The sequence below is a fragment of the Pseudomonas sp. genome (assembly GCF_030690725.1).
Classification (GTDB): Bacteria; Pseudomonadota; Gammaproteobacteria; order Pseudomonadales; family Pseudomonadaceae; genus Aquipseudomonas.
In genome coordinates this window covers 20,569-45,550 of record NZ_JAUYGD010000011.1, presented here as the reverse complement: position 1 = coordinate 45,550, position 24,982 = coordinate 20,569, and the positions used below count along the sequence as shown (strand labels likewise).

The 24,982-nt window shown below is 56.8% G+C and carries 1 protein-coding gene (cut by a window edge); it reads left to right on the top strand.

The annotated features are described in order from the left end of the window. Positions 1-24,982, top strand: the 3' portion of a protein-coding gene (locus tag Q8O69_RS02345; RefSeq protein WP_305589300.1) for an Ig-like domain-containing protein. 17,327 nt of this gene lie to the left of the window's left edge; the window shows 24,982 of its 42,309 coding nt (coding positions 17,328-42,309); the start codon falls outside the window, past its left edge; its stop codon occupies positions 24,980-24,982.

The window sequence follows — 24,982 nt, the reverse complement described above, 5'->3', positions numbered from 1 at the left end:
TCTGGAGATCTACGATATCGGTTTGTGGGAGCGGCCGATCCGTCTGTCGCAACTGCGCCTGGACGCGCCGGTGTTGGGCCTGGAAGTGTTGGATAAGGTGGTCTATCTGGCCAACGACCGCAGCGGTATCAGTGTGGTCGATATCAACGACCTCAACCGTCCTTTGCTGGTTTCCACGCTGTCCCTGCCGAATCATCGCGCGCTCGATGTGGCGGTGGAGCTGCAGCGCCGTACCTTGGCTGTAGCAGCGGCAAATGACCTGGGTACAGGTTATGTGCGATTCCTGCCACTGGGTCGAAATGAGTTGGGCGCCCAGGCGCCACTGCCAAGCATCCCATTTGATGGCAGCCTGCGTGCGGATCTGTTGGGTGCGCCTGTGGATCTGCAGTGGCTGAACGGCGAGCTATATGTGCTTTTCCTGCGCAATAAGCAGCTGTATTTGGCCACGTTTAAGGAGTTTGGCGAGCAGCTCGACTACCGCGTCCAGGCAATCGAGCGCGGCACCGTCACTACCGATTCCGTAAGCGCAGCTCTCAGCCTGCCGACCATGCAGGTTCAGCAAGGGCTGATCAGCGTCGGGACTGGCAATCGCTACCTGCTGCTAGAAGTCGATGCGCAAGGTGAATACGAAACCATTTACTGGCAGAACCAGACCAGCAGCGGTGAACTGTTGGGTATGGGCGGCCAGATCATGCAGGGCAATGGCACGGGTGTTGAAATCAATATCCAGCCGCATCTCGCAGTGACCTCTTCTACTCCAGGTACTGGTGCGGTTATTGGCCTCAATGAGGTGGTAAAGATTGCCTTCAATAACCTGATCAACAGCGACGCCACGCACTTGGCCCAAGCTGTCCGTGTGCTTGATGGCCAAGGCCAGCCGCTGGATGCTTCCGCCTACGAGATGGCGGGTAGCAATACTCTGCGTGGCGGTTTTATCGAGTTACGTTTCAAGGGTGACTATCAAGGCGAACTGCATATTGAAGTCAGCCAGGGGTTGATGGATTTGCAAGGGCATACCTTGCGTAAAGCGTTCTTGCTGCAACTAGAGCGCCGTACAGGTGTGCGCCCGCAGATTAGCCAGGTACAGCGCGAAGCCGAGGGTGTGGCCGGTTTGCACTATTTCCATGCTGCGGGTGGTGAGCAAGCGCTGATCCGCGGTACCGGCTTTGGCATCGCGCCTGAACAAATAGCCGTATGGATCGGCGAAACTCGCCTGCAGCCCGCACAGCTGGTGAGCGTCAGCGACACAGAAGTGCGCGTGCAAGTACCCGACCTCCAGTTGAATGGTATTAGCGCGACCTTGCCGGTCAAGGTCGAGCGTCTTGATCAGAACTTGGCCTATATCCGCCAGGGCGCCATGACGATCCTGCCGCAAATCGAGATCGACGATCTACAGCCAAAAACCGGTCCGCCTCAGGGCGGCAACCTGATCACGCTGTATGGCCGTGGTTTCAACCACTATATGCAAGTGCGATTCGCCGGTGCTTTGGCGGGTGACCTTAAAGTGCTTAGCAGTAACCGTATCGAGGTGCGCGCGCCTGCGGGTAGCTTCGGTAAAGCCAAGGTTACGGTTACCAGTCAACTGTTCCCTGGTGAGCAAAGTGAAGCGCCGGTGGAGTATTTCTACACTGGTGTACCTACAGGCTCGGTCAACCTGCCATCAGAAGTGGCTAGCCCTATTTCTGCAATCACCCGCTTGGATAATGCCGAATCGCAATTGCTTTATGTGATTACCGGCGGCAGTTTCGACAAGGTCGACCTGCAGGGGCGTGTGTCGCGTATCACCAGCAAGGACGCACGACTGATAGTCGCTGACATTACCGATCCGGTTCACCCAGTTATAGTCACCAAGCAGTTCCTCGATACCGAGAAGTATTACCACTACGAGGCGCAGAACGGACTGTCGCCCCGTGGCTTCGTCGATATGACCATTACCGAGCAGCAGTTATTCATTGCCGGTGGGCGCAAGTTACTGCAGTTCGATCTGACCCTGCCGGCAGAGCCTGAGCGCATCACCGAGCTGGACATGCCCGCCGACATCAATGCCTTGGCCAGCGGCGATGGGCTTATTTATGTAGCTTACCAACAGGGTATCCGCCTCTATCGTTTGACCTCAGAGCTGAAACTAATCGATCTTGGTTTGCTCGATATCACGCGTTTGGGCGGCGTGCCGAGTCGTCTGCGCCTCGCCGGCTCAAGCTTGTGGATAACGTTGCCGCAGCAACGGCAACTGGTTGAAATAGAACTTTCCAGCGGTGAATACCGAGTGCAGCGTCGGGTAAATACCCGTGACGTGGCCGGTAACTCCTTCGTGCCGGAAGACATACTGGTGCTGCCGGAACAACTGCTGGTCTCCAGCGGTAGCAGCGCCACCGTGCAATTGTTCGGTATCGACAGTGATACCAGTGCCAGCCCGGTGGCCGATCTGAAGCTGGCCTATTTGGTTAGCAGTGGCGATCTGTTTGCGGGCCAATTGCAGCTTGCCGGGCAAACGCTGTATGTAGCGGGCGGCCAGGGTGACGTGCAATTGTTCGACATTTCGCCTTGGCTCAACGGCCAGGTGCGCGAGAACATCGCGCTGCGTGACTACTTCAGCGTCTTGGGCAATGTGACCAGTCTGTCGCTCGGTAGCCAGGCTCTTTATGCCGGTAGCTCCTTCGTTTTCGTCAACGGCGAGCCGACCGAAAATCCGCTGGAGAGCCTCAGCGCAGGCAACCAGCTGGGTGGTAGCTTGAACACCTTGGCCTATCAGAATTTGGCAGTTCTTTCCCAGAGTCCTCGTCCTTCCGGTCGCTTGCCGCGCGATGGGGCGATTGAAGTGCAGTTCAACCGCCTGCTGGACAATCAACAGTTGCGCGACCACGGAAGCGAACTGATCCAGCTGCGCCTCGACGGAGTGGCAATCCCAAGCCAGGTCGCACAGGTAGGTGTAGGCCGCCTGGTGATCCGTCCGAATGCGCTAACCCCCGGTAAGCAATATGAAGTGGTGTTGGCGGGTGGCTTGCGCGACCAACAGAAGCGCACGCTGGGCCATGACTACCGTTTCCGTTTTATCGCCGATAGCGAAGCCAAGCTCGAACTCGACAGTTTGAGCCCGCGGCAGTCCAGTTGGCGCGGTGGCAGCGAGGCTACCCTGCGCGGCCGTGGTTTCGGAGAGAACCTGATCATCGAAGTGGGAGGCTTGCGCGTCCCGGCCAGCGATATCCTTTACCGCGACGAGTACGAGTTACGCTTCCGTATCCCTGGTTTGGCTGCGTCGCCAAACGGTAACTTGCTGGTCGGCCTGCGCCTGCGTCAAGGCGGGCAGGAGAGCTTCCAAGCTGCGGCGATGACCTATGTGGCAGATCCACAAATCGACAAGTCGGGCGAATACAATCGCCTTAATGGAGCACTGTCTTCCAGCAATAAGCGCTTTACCTTCAACGCCGGCGAGTTCATCGGCCTGCAAGGCCGTGGCTTTGGCGAAGCGACTCAGATACGGGTGAATGAGCGTTTGCTTGCAGATGTGCGTTTGGAGCGTGCCGACCTTCTTAGCTTCGTGGTGCCGGATGACACCCTGGGCACGTTGCGCATAGAGGTCAGTAACCAAGGGTTCGCCAGCGATACCGCACGCGACAGCAGCATGCGCATCGAATTGCCGGGGCAGCAACAGCTCACTGGGGCCAACCATTTCCGTCGGTACGCCGATCTATTGATGACCGCAAGTGCGCGAGATGTGCAGCTATTCAGTCTGCGGGACAGCAACAAGCCGCAATTTTTGGCTAAGTGGACAAGCGCATTCGACATCCGCGATATCGCTTTGGGTGAAGGGTATGCTGCGCTGCTCGACAAAAACGCTCAGTTGCAGGTCTATGACCTGAGCAACCTCTATGCCCCTCGCGCGCTCGCGCCGCTGCCCAATAGCCGCAAGATCGATTATCAGAGCCTAAGCCTGGGCGGTGACTTGTTATTAACCAAGGCCGCAGAGCGAGTATTCGTTGGCCAGGTACAGGGTCCCGAATTGCAGGAATTGACCCTGGAAACTCCAGCCAATCTGGTAGGGGTGGCGCTGGATAGTCGCGCAATCTATCTGCTGTACAAGGATTATCTGGAGGTGCGTAGCGCACGTGCTCCTGAGCAGGTGATTAGTCGCCACAATCATGGGCTATCTGCGGTTCAGCGCCTTTGGTTGGATGGCAGCCGTGTGTACCTGCAGGGCGGCGATACATTACAGATACTCCAGCGCGCCGCGTTGTTGCGTGGCCGTGGCGAACCACTGCTCGGCGACCTCGCCCTGCCATTCTCGACTATTAGCAAAATAGCGGTGCAGGGTGAATTGCTGGCTTGGCATTCGGGCAGCGAGATGCAGATATTTGATCTCGACATGAGCAAGCCGCAGACGTTGGCTCGCCGACTAATAGCTAGCATCCCTGTAGGAAATAAGGTCGACCAACTGGAGTTGAACGGCAATCTGCTGGAGTGGCGTGTTGGCGCCAGCTATTCCAACGCTGCCTTGCCGATGAACAATACCTGGGCGATGAAGCCCGGGGTTTTGGCGGCCGCCGATGAAACGCTGGCATTTGGTCTGACCGGTCCCGCTTATGCTTGGCAGTCGGCTAGCGCCGTTTTGACTGAGCTTTCCGGGTCCGAAATTGCCAGTAATTCCCAAGCTTTGGGCGCTGAGTTGCGTGTGGTTCCCCAGCATCCGGTGTTCGAACCTGCAGGATTGTATCGCCTGGCCATTGCCCAACCGCCCCTTAACTGGCTGCAAGGGGCGGAGGTGAATTTCGACTTGCCGTGGCTAGTAGATGGGGCTGATTTCTTCGGGGCTGCATTGGTACGCCTCGATGCCTTGCAACCCAACCGCAGTCTTGCTGGGGAGATGCGCACCTATGTGTTGCGCGGCCGTCAGTTGCAGCTTATCGATGAGCTACAGGTTGGCGAACGAGTGTTGAACCCTGAGCAATTCCAGGTCAACGCTGTGGGCGATCAACTGAGCTTCTCCCTACAGCTCGACCAACCGCAGTTGTATACGGTACAGGCCCGCTACGGTCAGCTGCGTGCAATCTTGCCGACGGCTTTGGCAGTTTCTGCGCCACTGGTTATCGAGAGCGTGCTGTCCAGCAAGGTGAACAATAGTCAGGTCAGCGACAGTGGTGGTACGGCGGTACAGATCACCGCCCAAGGGATCTCGGAAGGTCTTAGTCTGCACTGGTATCCGGCCGCGCAGGGCATCCAACCCAATGCCGGCAATCGCGTTGACTTTACCCTGACAGATACTGGCCTGAACTTCGTGACACCACCAAGTCAGGCCGGTTGGCAGTACCAAATCAGCCTGGTACGCGAATCCAGCGGCGAGCGCATAGATAGCCAGTCAGGACAATGGCTGACTGTGATTGATGACACACCGCCTAAGGTGCGTGTGATCAGGTCACTGGACGCCTTCAATCCGCTGATTCTGGAATCCAGCTCGCCGCTTAGCGTCGAGAGTTACAGCGTGCTCAAGGTGTTCAGGGATTATGAAACCCATGCGCAACCAAAGGAGGACATTAGTGCTCGTTTTATTGCGCCGGTCAGCCTGGGTAATCGCATAGAACTGCGCTTGCGCGGCGATGCAGTTCTTGAGCCTAACGCCATCTATGAAGTGATCTTGAAAGGCATTCGTGACGCCGCGGGTAATAGTGCTTTCGGTGAGTCCATCCAGGGCGGTAACTATGTGGGTAGTTACACAGCCGATGACCGCTTGCCGCCGCGTGCCGACTCGCTGAGCGTGGTGTTAAAACCAGTTGGGCAGCCTCTGTCGATAGCGACTCAATTGAAGGTTGGTAGCCGTTATGACTTCAGCGTTGCCGCTGAAGACAATATGCAGCCTGTGGACAAGCTGAAGTTTTTCTATCGACTATCCGCCGATGGTGGCAAAACCTACCAGACCGACTGGGTCGCTATTCCTTCATCCCGCGACTTTACCCTTGACCTACGCGGCGAATACCAAGGCTTTAGCTTGTTACTGCGTGCAAGCGACGGCACGAATAACAGTGAGCGCCGTTTCGATGCACAAGTCAGTGCGCCGAGCCTACGCCTGCAGCAGTTTGTTACTCAGCCAACGCCGGTTGAGGAAAGTACCTCTGCTCAGCTGCGCTTTCAGCTGGAAGGTGATCTGGATCAGATTCGTAGCACTGAAATTCGTCTGCAGGATGGTCGCTACGTTGCCGCGATACTCGACCGGCAAAGTGGTTGGGTCAGCGTCGAGCAAGCGCACCCTCGTCTGCGTGACTTGCCTGGCAGCCCGCAAGCGCCTTATCCGTTAACGACCGAACTGCGAGCTGGCATTGGCCTGAATGGCTCCGGATACCAGTATTTTCAGGGGCATTACGATCTGGTGGCTGATCAGACGCCACCGCAATTGGCGATTATCGCGCCATTGGATGGTGAGTTCGTGCCACGCGGTGAAACCACCGACGTCGTGCTGCGCAGCTCTGATCGTTATGGCATCGACTATGTCGAGGCTTGTATCAATAGTCAGGCAGCAGATCCATTCACTGATATCCAAGCCTGCCAGCGGCTGGCTGATCCAAGCCGTTTGCGCGTACCTGTCGCTGCTGACGCCAGCGAGCCGCTGCATATCAGCGCCCGCGCAGTGGATCTCAACGGGCTGCGCAGCCAGCCGGCGAGTATCACGCTGCTTCCTTATGACGCTAAGAAAGGTGCACCTGAGCTGAGCATTCTCAGCCCGGACGATGGCCAAACCGTGCAGGGTGGCGAGTCCATTGCCGTCCGCGTACTTCTGCGTCAATTGCAACAGGCCACGTTGCATCTGGATGTTGGCGGCGATCCGCAGAATCCGGCTAACCCGGCACCGCGCATGCTCAGTCGCGCGGCCAATGACGACGAATATATTGAACTGGATGTGGCTGTACCGCAGGTAAGCAGCGATGGGGTGCTAGTCGTACGCCTTCAGGCTGAGTGGGAAAGTCAGACCTTGCGTACCCAGAAAATTCTCAACCTGCGCAGCGATCAGGGCATCGACGAAGACGCGACGCTGAGCCTGCAGCCAGCGCAGACCTTGCTGTCTGGTACTCAGCTTTGGGTAGATGCACCACCTCCGGTGACCATGCTGGACTTCAGCAATAGCTCGAGCATCGACCTGTTCGATCCCAACGACACGGCTACTCCAGCACAGCTGCTCTTTAGCCCGGTACGGCAAGTATGGAATAGCCGCTTCGATGGTGCTGGGTTGCGTTTGGATGCGACCTTGCGTGATCGTTCCGGCCACGAGAAGACGGCTACCCATAGCCTGAACAAACTTGCTTATTTACAAGCGGAAACTCGTCGCGACAGCATCGAAAAGGGCTATAGCGCAGCACGGCTTACCGCTTTGCCAGGGCATCCACAGGCACTCGCCTGGGTCGAAAACCGTAGCAGCGACGGCTATCGCCTGAATACCCTGGATGGATTGCTGGAAGGCCGTGACAGTGGTCGCGTGCGCCAATTGTTCTTTAGTGGCACAGGCTTGGCCGCGCAAATTCGTCGTGATGGCGACGACTTCCTGCGTTTCTGGCGTTGGCAGGATGGGGCTTGGCAGGCCGCAGTGGAGCGCAGTACGGCAGGTACGCTGGTCGGTGCCAGCGGCGATCTGCTGTTCGTTCGTCACGGCCAGCAGATATCCGGGTTCGCTGTGAGTGCTCAGGGCTTCGCGGAACTGGTAGGTCTTAGCCTGGATGACGAAATTCTCCAGGTTCAGGCGGATGATCAACGTCTGGCTGTGTTGACTACTGCGGGTCTGGAGCTGCTGCAGCTTGACGACCAGGAGCTACCGCTGCTGCGTCGTGTTGCCAAGCTAGCACTGCCAAGCCGCCTCGGCTTTGTTCTGCAAGGTGATCGACTACTCAGCTGGACCGCGGCGGCGGCCGAGCAACACAGCCTGCAGCATACTGCTGAGGGGTGGAGTCTGGCCGAAGCTACAACCCTGCCGCTGCTCGGCAAGGTTGGCGGAGCTCGTTTCGATGGTGAGTTGACGTGGCTGCGGGTCAGTGAGGAATCATACGGCGATAGCTGGCAGGTTTGGCGCGGCGTGGAGCGTCTTGGCGCACTGCCTGGCAATTATCAATCCCTGACTTTCGCTGCCGGTAAGCTGTTCTCCCTGCAGCGCCATGACGATACCCAGCAATTGGTTGTTGAGCCTTTGCAGGTGGCTGAACCTGAGCGTGCTGCGCTGACCGCGACTATCAAGCGTCTGCCATTCGGTGTTCTGATCGGCGGTTTGCCTGCATCTGCAGAGTCGGCTTTGGGCTTGGCCGATGTGAGCCTGCGCGACGCCGAAGGGCATCCGCTGCCCGCTCAAGCAATGTGGTATCAGGGCGAACTGGATGCCTATCTGGGCGAGAGCTTCCCGCATGGCCGTGCCTGGCTGCTGGCTAATGCCCCAGAAAACCTGCATTTGCGGGTCCAGGATCATGCCGGTGAACAGACCTTAGAACTCAGTGTGCCTGCAGCTATTGCCCAGGCAGCCCAACTGAGCCTGGATACTGCCGCAGTACTTAGTGCCGGTGCGCGTTTGCCATTGACGGCGGCTTTCCCGGTCGGCAGCGTTGCCGAAGGCGCACAATTGCAGCGCAATGATGTCGCGCTGGCTGGGGTAGCTGGTCTGCTGAAAGGTTTCTATTGGCTCGACCTGCCGGAAACCGGTGATACCCGTTACCAGTGGCAGGATGCGGCTGGTGCGCGTGAGCTGATCTTGCACAGCAAGCCGAACCAGCAGTTGGCTGCACTGACTCTGAGTGGCGCAGGCAATAATCAGATATTCGCCGAGGGCAGTGCTTTAACTCTGGGCTACCAGGTTGACGAGGCGCCGGCATGGGTGGAAGTCGAGCTGCGTAGCTTCAACGGTACGGTATTGGCGCGTGTACTCAGCAGTGGCCAGCAAGGCCAGTTCAGCCTGCGCCTACCACAGGTGTCGGTACAGGAAAGCCTGGTACTGCGTGCTCGTGCCTACTTCCCTGGCGATTTCCGCTACAGCGAGCAGCAGCTCAACCTGCGTGTGGTGCCGGTGCAGCAACTGCCGCAGTTCTCACTGAGTGGTTTACCAAGCCAACTGTACGCCGAAAGCCTTGTCGAGCTGCGTTTGAGCGGTGCCGACCCCGCAGGCTATCGTTTGACACTGGAAGCCTTGGATGAGAACGATCAACTGCTCGCTAGCGGCACCGATCAGCTCAACCTACGTTTGCCTGCAGGGCTGGCACAGTTGCACGTACGGGCTTTGCTCAGCGATGAGCTGGGCAATCGGCATGAGCAGCGTTGGCAAGCTCGCGTGGTTGATGCCTGGTCTTTGCAGAGTGCTGCGCAGCGCCTAGCGTTCGATGTGTTCCTGCCTCGTGTGGGCAGCTACTGGCTGTCGCGTGATGTCGAACTGCATGATGCCCAAGGCTTGCGCAAACGCTTGCCGGGCGTTATCGCGGCAATGGATCACTTACATAACTATCTGCTGGTTAGCGTCAAGGGCTTCGGGCTTAGCCTGCTCGATCCGCAGGATGAGATGAGCGTTGTCGGCCAGATCGGCGTCGCAGCCCCCTTGAACCATTTGGCTGTGCAGGGCGAGCGCATTCTCGCCGCTAGTGGTAGCGACATTTATTGGTTCGATGCCCTCGGCAGCCAGCTCAAATCTGCAGGCAAGCAAACCTTGGGCGCGGATATCCGGCAAGTGCTGGCCTATCGTGACGGGTTCCTGGTTTTGACCGGCAACCAGCTGTTGAAGCTTTCCGCAACTGGACAGACCCTGGCAACGTTCAATCAGACGGGCTTGCGTGGTTTGACCAACGTCGGCGAACAAATTTACCTGACGGACGCCAATGCACAGCTTTGGAAACTGAACGGCAATCTACAGGGCGACTCTCGCGGCTTGACCGGCGGTGCCGAGCGTCTGTTCGTGTTGCCGGGCCAGTTGCTTGCACTGTCCAAAGATCGCGTTCAGCTGGTCGATCTAGCAACGCGTGAGCGCATAGCTTCCTGGCCGATTAGTGCCACCAATCCAGGCCTGGCCCAGTGGGCCTCAGGCAAGCTCTGGTTGGGTGGTAGTGAGGGCCGCATTCTGCAGCCGCTGCTGGGTAGTGCAGGCTATCAGCCTTTGTACGATAGCCGCAGTGCAACCGTGGCAACCCGTGGTTCGGTCGATGGACTGACGCTATTCGATGGGCAGCTGATATTGGCAGCGGATAATTTCGGTGCCCAATTGTTGCGCCAGGATGCAGCTGGTGTCTGGCAGTCTTCCCTCTATCCCGGCCAGGCGTTTAGCGAAGCTGCAGCTCAAGTAGCAGCGGGCGGTGATTATTGGTTTGTTCTGCAGGCGCAGCAACAGCGAGTAATGGCGCTTGCGCGTAGCAATCTTGCGGCGCAAACAGTCTTCAGCCAGGTGGCGGCTACGGATCTGGCTATTAGCAGCGAGCACCTAGTTGCAGCCAGCGGTGGCTCGTTGCGTCTGGCAGCATTGAAACTGCTTAGTAGCAAGCGTGAAATTGTTGTGAGCCCACAGGAGAACCTGCGCCAGCTTTCCGTTTACGGCATGCAAGCAGCGGTACTGAGTGAAAGCGGTCGAGCCTTTATGGTCGATCTGCGTGACGATATCCAGCAGCCGGTACAAGAGCTAAGCGCACAATTGAGCGGCGAGCCCCGTCAATTGGCCTTTAACGGCGAGCAGCTGTTTTATATCTCGGCCGAGCGCGCATGGCGCTACGATCTGCGTACACAGCAGAACATTCAGTTGCTCGGCAATACTAAGGTAACCGGCCTCTATTGGGCTGCAGGGTTGCTCTGGGTCGAGCAGCCACAAGTGCAGGGCTATAGCCTGTCCGCGTTGGAGCCGCTTAGTGGTCAAGTGATCGACGGCAGCGTATTGCCGTTGTCCCAGCGCACTACGGCTTTGGCTATCGAGCGCAATCGTTTGGCGCTGGGTTTTGGCAGCCAAGGCGTTAGGGTCTATGAGCTTCCTTATGGTATCGGCAGTGCATCCGTCGCCCCGTTGGCCCCTCTGGCTGGCAGCACGTTGTATCCGTCCGACTCCCTGGCGCTTGGCTTGCCCGAGGAAAACCTTCGTGGAGTCGCCTTTACTATCAATGGTCAGCCAGTGGCCGAGCTTAAGCATGCTCTAAATCAAGCGCGCTTGCGTTTGCCGGCAGGGTTGCCGATGGGTCAGACCTTCGCTTTAGGCGTGCGCGTCGAAGATGCCTTTGGCACGGTTCGCGAAGCGACTGCGCGCGATTTTTACCTGGCGCCTAGTGACGGTGTAGCCAACCCCTTCAATGTGGCTCTGACACTTGCAGAACATTCCTGGTTGCCATTACCTCTTGTGGTTAGCGCTCAAATCAGCGATAGCCAGCAGCCGTTGGCGCAGGTCGAGTTCCTGCTCTCTGCTAACAGCAACGGGCCTTGGCAGCGCATTGCCTTGCGCAGGGCTGAACCCTTCCTTGCTAACTTGTCGTTGGACACCAGCTTCAGCGGGCAATATCTCAAAGTTCGCGCCGTGGATGTCTTCGGAAACAGCGCGGAGTCGCAAACCAAGCGTTTCTACCGCCATCAGGACAATAAAGCACCGACAGCCAGCCTGACCTATGAAGGGCAAGCGGTGTTTACCGATGTCAGCAAGGCGGTGCGTGGCTATCCATTTACCGTGAAGGCGCAGATGGCGGACGCTGAAGGAGCGCTGGATAAAGCGACCTTATTGCGCAATGGCAAGGTGGTCGCCGTGGCCTTTGGCAAAAACCAACTGGTCTACCAGAATGTTGCAAGCACTTTAGGTGAGCAGGTCTTCACCCTCGAAGTAAGCGACCGTGCCGGCAATCTCACCTCTGCGGAATTGCGTGTACTAGTGATCGATGACGCCTTCCCGAATATCGGCACCCTTACAGCACCTGCTGAGGTCGTTGAGCAGGGCAGCTACAACATCAGTCTCACGGCCGAAGATGACGTCGCTATCAAAGCCGTTGAGGTGCAGTGGAACGGCTTCACGGATAGCTATTCGTTCAACCAGAAGCAACTCAATGCACATACCTTCACGGTCAAGGATCGTCGTAACGAGCGTGTCGCTACTAGCCTGACTCAGCTGCTCCTAGTCAAGGTGATCGATAGCCGCGATCAGGTTAGCGAGGCGCAGCCGGTTTCAATCAAAGTGACACGCGATAAGGCGCCTGATGCTCAGTTGATGCAGGTGAATTTGCCCGCACGGGCGGTTTATGGCGGTCTGGTCAATCTGCAACTGAACAACCTGAACGCGGTGGACGATACCGGTAGTCTGGCACTGCGTGTTTTGCAGCTAGTCGGCGATCAGCCTCAGGAACTATTCAATTGCTTGCGAGCCAGCAACGGTAACTTCTATTGCGGCAATAACGGCTACTCGAACAATATCAGCCGTGATCTGCGCATGCCGGACACTGCATTGCCGGGCGACCTGTTCCGCCTGCAGGTTGAACTGACCGACCGCATCGGCCAGACCGTTAGCCGTGACTTCAGTATTGCGTTGAACCAGCCGCCTAACTTGGTGCGTTTCCAGCAACTGCAAGGCAGCGACAATCCGGAACAGACCCGTGTTCAGGAACGCCCCGTCTATCGCGTGCAAGTGCTGGATGCCGCTTCACGTGCGGTGCCGGAGCAAATGGTGCAATGGCGTGTTCGTCGCCTTAGCGATGGCTATGTAACCTCGCTCGGCAATAGCACCAGCGATGTCAATGGCTATGCCAGCCTGACCTTCAACGCTGATCGGGTGGCGGGTGATTACCAGCTATGGGCCGATCTACCGCAGTTCAGCCAGATTGCACGTGCCGAGAAGAACCTGAGCATATTGCCGGGGCCAACTCGTCATCTGCTACTCAGCCATCTGCCGCCCGTCGCTGCTGGCGACACTGTCAGCCTGACAGTGCAGGCGCAGGATTTGCTGCTGAATAACATCAGCCTCGATCAGACCAGCATACTGGCCTTGACGCTGCCAGCAGCCGACTTCCATGTACAGCCGGGCGCTGGGATCAACATTGGCAGCACCACCCTGAATGGCCAGACCGTCGAGCATGTTCAAATCACGCTTAAAGATGGTCGGGCGCAATTCAATCTGCAGGCTGGCGAGAAGGTCGGCCAGTTCACCCTGCCGCTAAGCAGCGCTGGCAATACCATCCGTTACACCTATGACAGCCGCGGCTATATCCATACCGTTTCCACTCTGCCCCTGACGGTACTTCCAGCGCCGGCCAGCCACCTGCGCCTACTCAATGACCAGGGCCGGGTACAGGAAGAGGGCGCAGTACTGGCGCGCGGCGTGAAACAGGATGTACGTCTGCAAATCATGTTGCAGGATCGTTTTGGCAACCGCATCAGCCAAATCGATGGTAAGCCGGCGAACCTGGCTGTTATCGCGCGGGCCACAGGTGCTGCGGTGATCAACGGCCAGGCAGGCGAGGCAGCGATCAATCTGGTGCAGGGCCAAGCTTGGCTGGCTGTTAACGACGACACTTTCGAAGAAGTCACCCTCAGCTTGGCTGGCCCTATCGAAGCCATGCCGCAACTGGATCTGAGCAGCCAGTTCCGTATCAGCTTTACCGTGCAGCCGCCGGAAATCATCAGCAGCGTGATCGAGGCCCGCGAAGGCACTCAGTTACGTGCTCATTTCGAATTCGACGAGCCGGTTCGTCTGGAAAGTGGCGATGCGCTGAAGTTCTTCGAAGGCAATACCGTTCGAGCCGGCACCGCCAGCCTGAGCGCCGATGGCCGCACCCTGAGTTTCGTACCGCAACAGGCACTGGTGCTAGGGCGTTGCTACCGCTACGACACCACTGGCTCAGGTTTGCGTGGCATTGCCCGCGATGACGAAGTGCGCGAACAAGGCAGCGAAATCTGCGCTCCCCATGCACTGTTCAGCGCGGTGAGCCCGGTCAAACTGCTGGTCGGCCAGACCTACAGCGTACCGGTATTGATGGCCAGCAACAGCGATGTGTATTGGCCAAGTGTCAGCACTGGTCGAGCGGAACTGGGTGGCCAGAGTCTGGGCTTCAACTGGTATTACAGCCCGGCTCGTCAGCTTGTCGTGCCGACGTTCTTCAGTCAGCCGGACAACCAGATCGCTGACGGTGACCTGCTGCCTTTGAACCTCAGTGGCACCATTGCCGGTACGCCGACGAAGCCGGTAGTCATGGGCAACAGCCTGCTATTGCAGGTGTTCGATCCGCTAGGCGATTTCGATGGCGATGGCCTGAACAACAAACTGGAGTTGGAAACCCAGGGCCTAGACCCGGCCCTGCGCGATACCAATGGCAATGGCATCGAGGATGGTGCCGAAGATTTCGATGGCGATGGCCTGAGCAATTTCCAGGAAGCGCAACAGGGCACTAAGCTGCGCGTCGCCGACAGCGATGGCGACGGACTGTCCGATGGCAGCGAGGTGCTCACTCACCGTACCGATCCGCTGAACCCGGATACTGACGGCGATGGCCTGTCCGATGGTGCTGAGGTCAGCAATATTCCAGCCTCCTCGCCGCTGAAGAAAGATACCGACGGCGACGGCATACCAGATCAGCTGGAATTGCAAATGGGCCTCAACCCGAGCGAAGCGGCAGACGGCCTGCTCGACAAGGACAACGATGGCCTGACCAATGCTCGTGAGTTCCTTCTGGGTACGGGCATCAATAATCCAGATACCGATGGCGACACGCTCAAAGATGGTGTGGAGGTCGATCAGCTAGGTACCGACCCGCTGAAGGCCGATACTGACGGCGACGGTTTGCGTGACGACGAAGACAGCGAACCGCTGCTCAAGGATACCCAGGCTCCGCTTGTGCAACTGCTGGAGCCTGTTCCTGGCCAGTCGTTGATTAAGGGCCTGCGCCTGACCATTACCCCGATGGTGCAGGACAATGGCCGCGTGACCAAGGTCGCGGTGCGTCTTAATGGCACTCAGATAGCCTTGCTGACCAGTGCGCCGTTTACTTATGCGATGACTCTACCGGGCGAGGCCGACAACCTGCGTCTGGAGTTGGTCGCTACCGATACCAATAACAATCAGGGTAGCAGCGGCGAACATAGTTTTAGTCTTATCGAGGATCCGCTGACGACGGTGGTAGGCCGAGTGCTCGACAGCAACGGACAACCTATTGTCGGAGCTCAGGTCGATGCCCGTGGCTTGACTGCTATCAGCCAGAATGACGGCAGCTTCGTGATCACTGGTGTGCCAGTCGCGCCGGGTAAGGTTGCGGTTATCGCCAACGGTCTGCTCGGCAACGAGGCGGTGACCAGTGTCTCGGCGCAATTCGAACCGGTCTGGGGCGGCACCACCGATGTCGGCACCATCACCCTGCAATCGCCCAAGGTGCGGGTGGGGTATTTCAGCGCTCGTTACAACGCTGGTCAGTTATCGCAGCGCTTGATCATCGAGCGTGCTGGCTACGAGCCTGTGCTGGTGAGCAACCTCGCAAGCTTCGATCTGTCGCAAGTTGACATGTTGATCGTCGACAGTTCGCGCGACTATTACGGGAATAGTTCATATGCTGATAACCGGGCCAAAGTATTCAGTTTCGTGCAGCTCGGCGGTGTGTTGTTGTTCAGTGAAAACTACAACACCAGCACCGGTCCGTTGCTGGATATCCCGGGTCTGCCTGGCGAGTCGGTATGGACCGGTAACTGGGAGCAGTTAACGCCGGTGTCGCGCTGGTCCGAGGTGGGCGAAGGCAAAGCCGGGTCTTGGTGGCCTTACCGTTCGAGCAACTATGCCGGACATGCCTACCTTCCATTGGGCAAACTGGCACCGACCACCGTTCCGCTAACGTTCAGTGGCGTCCGTGCGGACAATCGCGTCACCTCCATTCGCTATCCCTACGGCAACGGGTTGGTCTACTTCGGCTTTACACCCACGGAATCGGGCCGTCCTGGTGACAACGATCCACTGTTCACCATCTATCACCCCAACGTGCTGGTGATGATGCGCGAGCTGACCCTTAAGGACAGCGATAACGATGGCCTCAAGGACATCTATGAATATGCCCATGGCACCAGTGCCTTCCAGGCTGACCGCGATGGTGATGGTTTACTCGACGGCTTTGAGGTCAAGTACGGCTTCAATCCGCTGGTAGCGGGTGAGCAGCATCTGGACAGCGACGGCGATGGCCTGAGCAACCTGCGCGAGCAGGAACTGGGTACCCATCCACGTCAGGCGGATAGTGATGAAGACGGATTATCCGATGGCGCCGAAGTCGATCTGCATAACAGCGATCCTTTGAGCGAAGACACCGATTTGGACCGCGTTCTGGATAGCGCGGAAGTGGCCAACAAATCCAATCCGCGTAAAGCCGATAGCGATGACGATGGCATCAGTGATTATGAAGAAATCTATACCCGCGGGACCAAGCCGGATCTGGCTGATACCGATGGTGATGGTCTGTCCGACTTTATCGAGCTCAAGGGCCCTTACGCCGATATCCTCAACCCGAAAAATAGTGCGGATGCCAATCAGGACTACGACAACGACGGCCTGACCAATAAGCAGGAACTGCTCGATACTCTGACAAACCCCAAAGTCGCAGATAGCGATGGCGATGGCATGAGTGACGGCGCAGAAGTCCTGGCCGGTCTCAATCCCCTCGACTCCGATACTGACAAGGACGGCCTGCAAGATGGCGAAGACAGTCAGCCGCTGGAGAAAGATCATGAACTGCCGCAGGTAAGCCTGACCTCGCCTGCCGCAGGTAGCAGCCTGGTGCATGGTCAACAACTGCGCCTGCGTGCTAATGCCAGTGATAACGGCCGGGTGGTAGCGGTGACGTTCTATGTCAATGGCATCGAAGTCGCTAGCGATGCCGAAGCTGCGTACGAGCATGTGCTGCTAGTGCCGGCTCAAGGTAATGAACTGACTATTGAAGTCAGTGCGCGTGATACCAATGGCAACGAACGCCGCGCGCCGTTGCAGCGCTTTAGCATCATCGATGATGCCGGTACCCAGGTTGTGGGTAGGGTGCTGGATAGCGCAGGTAATCCGGTGGTGGGCGCAGCAATATCCATAGGCAATGATCTGGACGGCAGAAATGTCGAGCCACTGAGCTACGCCATGGACCAGCTTCCGCACTCCAGCTCTAACTACAACGATAATTCAGGCATGCAGCTGAACGACAATCAGCTTGGCGTGGCTGGCTTTAACGTGGATCTAGGTCAGGGTACGGCGTATGAATGGCTAGGCTGGAATAGCAAGCCAACAGTCAACATCGACTTCGATTTTGGCCGCACCGTTTTCATCGATGGTATCCAAATCGGCTCAAGCCAAGACAACACTAGCAATGTCGTATTGCCTTCGGTTGAGGTGTACCAGAAAGTTGGTGAAGCGTGGGTGGCCGCAGGCAGCCTTTCTGTTCCGGTTAGCAGTGCTAATAGCACTAGCAACAGCTCAATGAGTTCACGTCGCACGCTAGATCTCAGCGGCCTCAATTTGAACAGTCGTTATGTGCGGGTAACACTCAAGGCCAATGGCAATTGGACCTTTGTTGATGAGATCGACTTCACCCATAGCTGGCAAGCTTCCGGCAATGCTGAAGAAGTGACCACCGACAGCCAAGGTCGTTTCGCAGTCGCCGCCAGCACGGTATTGCTCGACCCGCAGGTCAAAGCCACTGCACGCTTCGGGGCCCAGACGCTAACGGCACTGAGTCCAGTTTTCGAGCCGGTGCGCGGCGGCACCGTGGATGTCGGTGATCTGGTGCTTGCTGCCGAGGGGCGTCGTGCATTCAACCCAATCCAGGCCCGCCATCTGGCCTATGAAGCCCGTGAGCAGAGCTCTAGCAAGACGCTGAATAACCAGCAGCGCTGGGATTTCCATACCTACTACGGCAACGTACAGAACGGTACCAACTATGGGTTTAGCAGTGCCCAATACCTGCAGGTAAATGGCTCTTATTACACCAATGACTCGCCGTACCCCTACCTGCTGCGTCTGGCCGGTCGTGAGCTGACCTTGCCCGAGAAACAGATGGGTGCCGTGCGCGTGAGTCGTAAGATTCATGTGCCGGCCGACCAGAGCTATGCCCGCTATTTGGATCTGTTCGAGAACACCACCGACCAGGCAGTGACCGTACCTGTACAGATTCTGGGTAATTTCTATAACGACAGTCGATTCATTGTGACGACATCATCGGGTGATCAGGTATTCAATACCCTTGACCGTTACCTGGTTACTGATGACGTGACCGACAATGGCGGCCGTACCGCCTCCGGCATTCTATTCGGCGGGCTAAGTGCGCCGATTCAACCGAGCGCTGCGACGGCGAACCCGAACAACTATTCGGTTGCCTACTCGCTAACCGTGCCGCCGCGCAGTCGCAAGGCAGTGCTGCATTACGCTGTGCAAAACAACAGCCGGGCCGAGGTGAAGCGCATCCTTGAGGAGCTATCGGCGGCCAACTTCGCAGAGCAAAACCTCACCGTTGAAGAGCACCGCGATATCGCCAACTGGACGACCCAGGTCGACACCGATCTGGATGGCATCGCCGATGCCGATGAAGTGCCGCTGGGCTTGGACCCACGCAAGGCCGATACGGACGGCGACGGCCTATCAGACGGCTTTGAGCAGCGCTATGGCTTTGATGCGAAAACCAATGATGGTCAGGCACAACTGGATAGCGATGACGATGGCCTGACTAACCTGCAGGAGCAAGAAGCGGGTAGCCATCCGCGCGTTGCGGATACTGATGGCGATGGCCTCAGCGATGGCGCTGAAGTGCTAGTGCACCTCTCCAGCCCGCTGACCCGTGATACTGACCTGGATCGTGTGCTGGATCAGGATGAGATCAATCGTGGCACCCGTCCGGATAAGGCAGACAGCGATAATGATGGTTTGGACGACTATGCAGAAATTTATACCCATGGCACCGATCCGCTGAAGCAGGACAGCGACGATGACGGCATGCCAGACAAGTTCGAGGTCGACCACAATCTGCGCAACCTCAACGCTTCGGACGATACCGACAATGACGGCCTGACCAACCTGGAAGAGTTCCTGGCTGGAACCTTGCCACGCAATGCCGATACCGATGGCGACGAGTTGTTGGATGGCTGGGAAGTGAAGGGCATGCCGCCAAGCGATCCGTTGAAGGCCGACGGCGATGCGGGTGGCCGGCGCGATATCAACGAGCGCTTCGTAGATGGCACCGATCCAAAACAAGTCGGCGATGATCGGCCGAATATCAACGGCGCGCGCTCGATCAGCGATGAAAATAATCGGAGTTGGAGTTTCTATTACAGCGGCTATGTAAACGGAACCACCGGTTCTGCAATCAATGGTAACGCTGCATTTAATCTGTATATAAATGGTACTAATTACGGCCACTGGCAAAACCACGCCACCAGTTCAGCCAATGGCCGCGAATATCACTACGAAGCCCGCCGGATGAACAATTTGGTGGTCAGCCGCAGGGTTCTGGTGCCGAGCGTTGGTGGCGCCTATGTGCGCTATCTGGAAATTCTAGATAACCCGACCGGGCAGGAGCAGGTGGCGACCGTGCGTCTGCAGTCCTATTACGGTGCTGCCAACGACAGTCAAGTTGCAGCAGTCACCAGCAGTGGCGATGCGCAGCTGACAACGGGCGACGACTATATCGCCCTGCGCGATACTGCCTTACCGACGCGCCCGGTGCTGCTGCACGTATTTTCCGGTAATGCCCAGCGGCGTCAGGGCACGAGCTTCGTCAATCGGAACGGCCGTCTATGGCAAACCGATTACCAGGTACGTATTCCTGCGGGCGAACGTCGGGTGGTTATGCACTTCGCCACTCTGGAAGGTTCGACGGAGGCGGCGGTTGCTACGGCGGACAAACTGCGCAGATTGAAAAACCTGGGTCTGGATAATCTCGATGCCAATCTGGCCGGCAAGGTCGTGAACTTCTTCGCCTTCTACGACCAGGACGAAGATGGCCTGAGCGATGCCGATGAAACTCGCCTGGGCACCGACATTAACAACCCCGACAGCGACGGTGACGGTATTCCGGATGGGTTGGACAGCGAGCCGATGACAGCGGACGTCAGTGCACCCAATGTCAGCATCGAGCCGCTTGTAGCCATGCGTCGTTACCCCGGAGAGAGTTTGGATATCAAGGCGAACATCACTGACAACGGCCTGATCAAGACCGTGGAGCTCCTCCAGGATGGCCAACTGATCGAAACGCGTACTCAGGGTGGAGCGCAGGCGTTCTCCGCCCTACTGCCGGATGCCGGGGAAACGCTATTCACCCTGCGGGTTACTGATAGCAACGGTAACGTGGGCGAAGCCGAAGTTACTGTGTCTATCCATGAAACACCGGAAGTGCGTCTAAACGGCCGTGTTGTGAATGCTTTGGATCAGCCGGTCTCTGGTGTCCAAGTCGAACTGGAAGGAGTTAAGGTCGATACAGACGCCCAGGGCCGCTTCAGCTTGTCGGTGTTCACTACTATGCGTGAGCTCACTGTCTCCGCGAGCACATTGTTCGGTGCCCAGGATATGCGGGTGGAAAAATCCATCGAGTTAACCTCGTTGGCCGATATGGTCGATCTGGGTGACATTGGAGATCTTAAATTGATAGCGGTGGGACGCCGTGGGCTGAATCCTATTGCGCAGAGCGAGTTGAGCTATGAGGGCACGCAGTCTAGCTCCACCAAAATCCTTAATAACCAGTATCGCTGGGATCTCAACAGTCAATACGGAAGAGTAACTAACGGGACTGACTTGGCTTTCGACGGAGCCCAGTACCTGTTCGTTCAAAACAGCTACGTCACTAATAGCCAGTCGTCCGTATACCAGTTGCGTTTGAATGGTCGCGAGCTGACTTATCCGGTCCGTCAAATGAGTGGTCTGAATGTCCAGCGCAAGGTCTATGTGCCGGTGGAAGGTAGTTACGCCCGTTTTATTGAATCGTTCGAGAACCCGGGTAGCCAGCCGCTGACAGTGCAGGTCAGGATTACCGGGAATTTCTATAACAACGGCAACCGAAATATCGTGGCCACTTCCTCGGGTGACCAGCAGTTCGATATGGCGGATCGCTACCTGCTGACCGATGACGGCATTGATGGTAGTGGCAGTCCAGCTGCGGGTGTGTTGTACGGTGGCCTGGGTGCGCCTAGCCAGCCTTCAGCGGTTTCGGGCAATCAAAACAATTACAACGTGACCTATAGCCTGACCGTACCGGCAGGCGGGCGGCAGGTTCTGATGCACTATGCAGTGCAGAACCACAGTCGTGCCGAGGCTAAGCGGGTGTTCGACGAATTGAGCGACCCCAATTTCGCCGATGCGGGCCTGACCCACGAAGAGCTACGCGACCTCGTCAACTGGAAGACGCTTGTGGATTCCGACGCGGACGGAATGCCGGACGCCGAGGAAGTGCCGCTTGGGCTCGACCCGCTAAACCCTGACAGCGATAACGACGGCATCCCGGATGGCCAGGACAGTGAGCCGAAGACCCCCGATCAAACGGCGCCGGTTATCACCATTGCAGCGCTGGATGGGCCGCACTATTACGGTGACCAGCTGACAGTACGCGCCAATATTCGAGATAACGGGATCGTTCAGGGTGTCGAGCTGTGGCAGGACGGTGTACTTCTGGAGACCCGCAATTCAGGCGGTGAGCAGGAGTTCTACCTGAGCCTTCCGGAGAGCAACACGACCCGTATCGAGATCCGGGCCACCGATAGCAATGGCAATGCTGCGCAAGAGATTATTGATGTGCCGCTTGAGGCTGCGCCACTCAGTACCATCTCCGGGCGTGTGGTCAATGCTCTGGCGCGTCCGGTAGCTGGGGCTTATGTCTACGTTCGGCCAGTCGAAGGCGGCGAAATGGTCGAGTCGTTCTCGAGCGAGTCCGGTGCCATGGAAGCGCAAAGCGATGCGGATGGTCGCTTCGTTATCGAGGGTATTGATCGTCGTATAACAGCGGATTGGAAAGTTGAAGTGCGCCATCAGGTTCTGGGTGTTGAGGTCGTTGCCGAGCGTGAAGTTTCGCTCTATGAGGATGGCAATACGAATGTGGGCGATATTGCACTGGTGATTGATGACAGTTACATCGAGCCGCTCAGTGGTGATCTAGGTGATGTTTATTACGCCTACTCAGGTTACAGCTTCACGTTGCCCGAGGATTTCGCATTTCCAACCCGCGAGGTATATGTCACCCCAAATAGTCAGCATCTCTATGTTGGTGAGTTGCAGATAACTCCGCTTAATTACCTACTTACCCATAATCCGGGAAGCAGTTTTTATGTGGCCCAGCAGGAGGATCGCTGGACCTTTACCTGGACAGACTGGTCGCCAAATTACGAGTACCTGGGCGGGATCGACATGCAGGTTATCGTGCATCGCGATGGGCGAGTCGAAACCCGCTATTACTCATTGCCTAGTGGTGGTTGGTATAACAGCGTGGTTACAAGCTTCCAGAGTGGCCAGTCGAATGAAGAGAAACTCGTCGATTTCACTGGCTCTCAGGGAGATCAGATTCCGCATGGCCAAGCAATATATGAGCAGTTTTACCAGCAGCCGGATCTATTGGGGTGGTCGATCAGCTATCTACCGCTGGGTGACGGAGTTTATGCGCTTCATCTAGCACGGTTGCCTGGGCGCCCAGATAGCGATGGCGACGGTCTGTCGGATGTTAACGAAGCGTTGTTGGGAACCGACCCTGAGAAGCGAGATACCGATGGCGATCTGCTGTGGGATGGTTTCGAGTTCTACAGTGGCTTCGATCCGCTGGTTGCCGAGCCGGGAATCGCCAGTGCCGATCCGGATGAGGATGGCCTGAGCAACCTTGAAGAGCAGGAGTACGGTACCGACCCGCACGAAAGCGATAGTGATGGCGACGGTTTGTCGGATGCGGATGAAGTGCGTGTGCACCAGACTGACCCGAACCGCGAAGACTCCGACTCGGACGGTTTGAACGATGGTGAGGAGATTGAATTAGGCACCGATCCGCACAAGGCCGACACCGATGAGGACGGCTTAAAGGATGGTGAAGAGGTTAATGAGTACTCGACTGATCCGTTGAAAAAAGACAGCGATGGCGACCTGTTGCCCGATGGGTTCGAGATCAAATATGGGCTACAGGAAGCCTCCGCCGATGGTGATGAAGATGGCGACGGCTTGAGTAACCTTGAGGAATACCACCTGGGTACCCATCCTCGTGATCGCGACACTGACGGCGACTCTTTGCCAGATGCTTATGAGGCCAATGTGTTAGGGACTTCGCCCGTGAAATTTGACTCTGATGGTTCCGGGCGTGGTGACGGCGATGAGTTGTTCGTTGATGGCACCGATCCTTTGAGTGCTGGTGATGACCTTGCCCAGCTATCGAACGACGTTGACGCCTACATGCGTACCGAGTCGGGTATACAGGTTGGAGTCGAGCGTGATGGCGAGCTTAGTTTTTATAACCTGACAGGCGACGGTAGTGCATTGCCACTGCAGCAAGCGTTGAGTCTGGAAGGCTATGTTCGCGAAGAAGAGGGGGGCGCTAAGGCTCAGCTAGCCCGTGGAGTGGTCGGCTCGGCTGACGGCCGTAGCTGGCGTACACCTCTGCAGGAAATTGAGCCTGGTTTGATGGTGAGTCGCGAATTCTATGTGCCCGCCGATGGCCGGGGCTATGTTCGGGTCCTGGATAAGTTCTACAACATCAGCGACGAGGCACTTGCAGCAAATCCTCTCTTGATGTCTAGGAATGATTATTGGTCGATCGGTTACCAGCAAAGTACTTCTAGTGGCGATGATCAGTTGACTGTAGAAGATCGCTGGCTGCGTCAGAGGAAACAGCTTTATGACGGCCTGTCTCTCGACCCGGTAAGCTTTGTTCATGTCTTTTCTGACGATTCGGGGCGTGAAACCCTGCATAACGAGAGCCTCTACAGTGACTCTTATTACCAATGGAATATTGGCTACAGCTTCGAGGTGCCCGCAAACGAGCATCGTGTCGTTATGAACTTTATCGCTCTGGAAAACAGTGAGCATGCGAACGGCACACTTGAAGTGCTAAGTACTCTAGGAGAGGACGTATTGCGTGGTATCTCGGCAGCGGACCGGACACGACTGGTCAACTTCTCGCCTTGTGCTGACACAGACTTGGATCAATTGTGCGATAGCGATGAAGACCAGCACGGTACCCGTAAAGATCTTGCGGATACTGACGGCGACCGCTTTGAGGATGAACTTGAAATACGTTTGGGTAGTGATCCGAAAGACCCTACATCTATGCCTGTATTCGATGTGTACTTCATCAGCGGTGACGAAACTCAGGATCTGATCAGGCAGCGCGGTTTTGATGGCGAGCCGGTTCAGATTCACAACTTGGAAACACGCTTCTCCGCTCTTGACTTTGATGGCAACAAGCGACTCTGGATGGGAACTCCAGAGTCAGGGGATGGGGCAGGTATCGTGTATGAGTTCGATCCTGAGAGTTTTTCTCAGTTGGAAAATTCGTTCTATAGCACGAATGGGAAACTGATTGATGTGCTGGGCTGGCCTGAGCCTATGAGCCTTCATCTACAGGATGAAGGTAGCTATGACGAGTCGGAGTCCGAAAATATGCCATCACTTCCTGTTATTACAGGGCAGCGATTGGCTCTATATACAAATAACCGCTGGGGTGGAGGGGTAACGCTACAGATGCCTGCTGCGGGGAATTGTGGCTATGGATTGACTAAGTGGCATGGCGAGCCCCTGTTCCTGAATGACTGCAAGCTTATTCGCTTCGACTACAGCATCTCGGGGGAGTCTCAGCAGCCCTTGGTTGATCTCCATTTTTCGGATGATTTTGCTGAACAGCCACGTATTCTTGCCATGGATGATATGCCCTGGGTCAAAGGGCTGGCGGCCCTTGTCGAAGATACGGAGAATGGCGCTGTGCGTCGTCATCTTGGCTTTATCGATATGCATACGGGGGAAGTCGTTCGGCTGCGTGGCATGCCCATTGACGCACAAGGGATCGCTGTGAAATTCAAAGACTTTCAGAATGAACCTGTATGGCCATCCCCGTCGGTGCCGCATTGA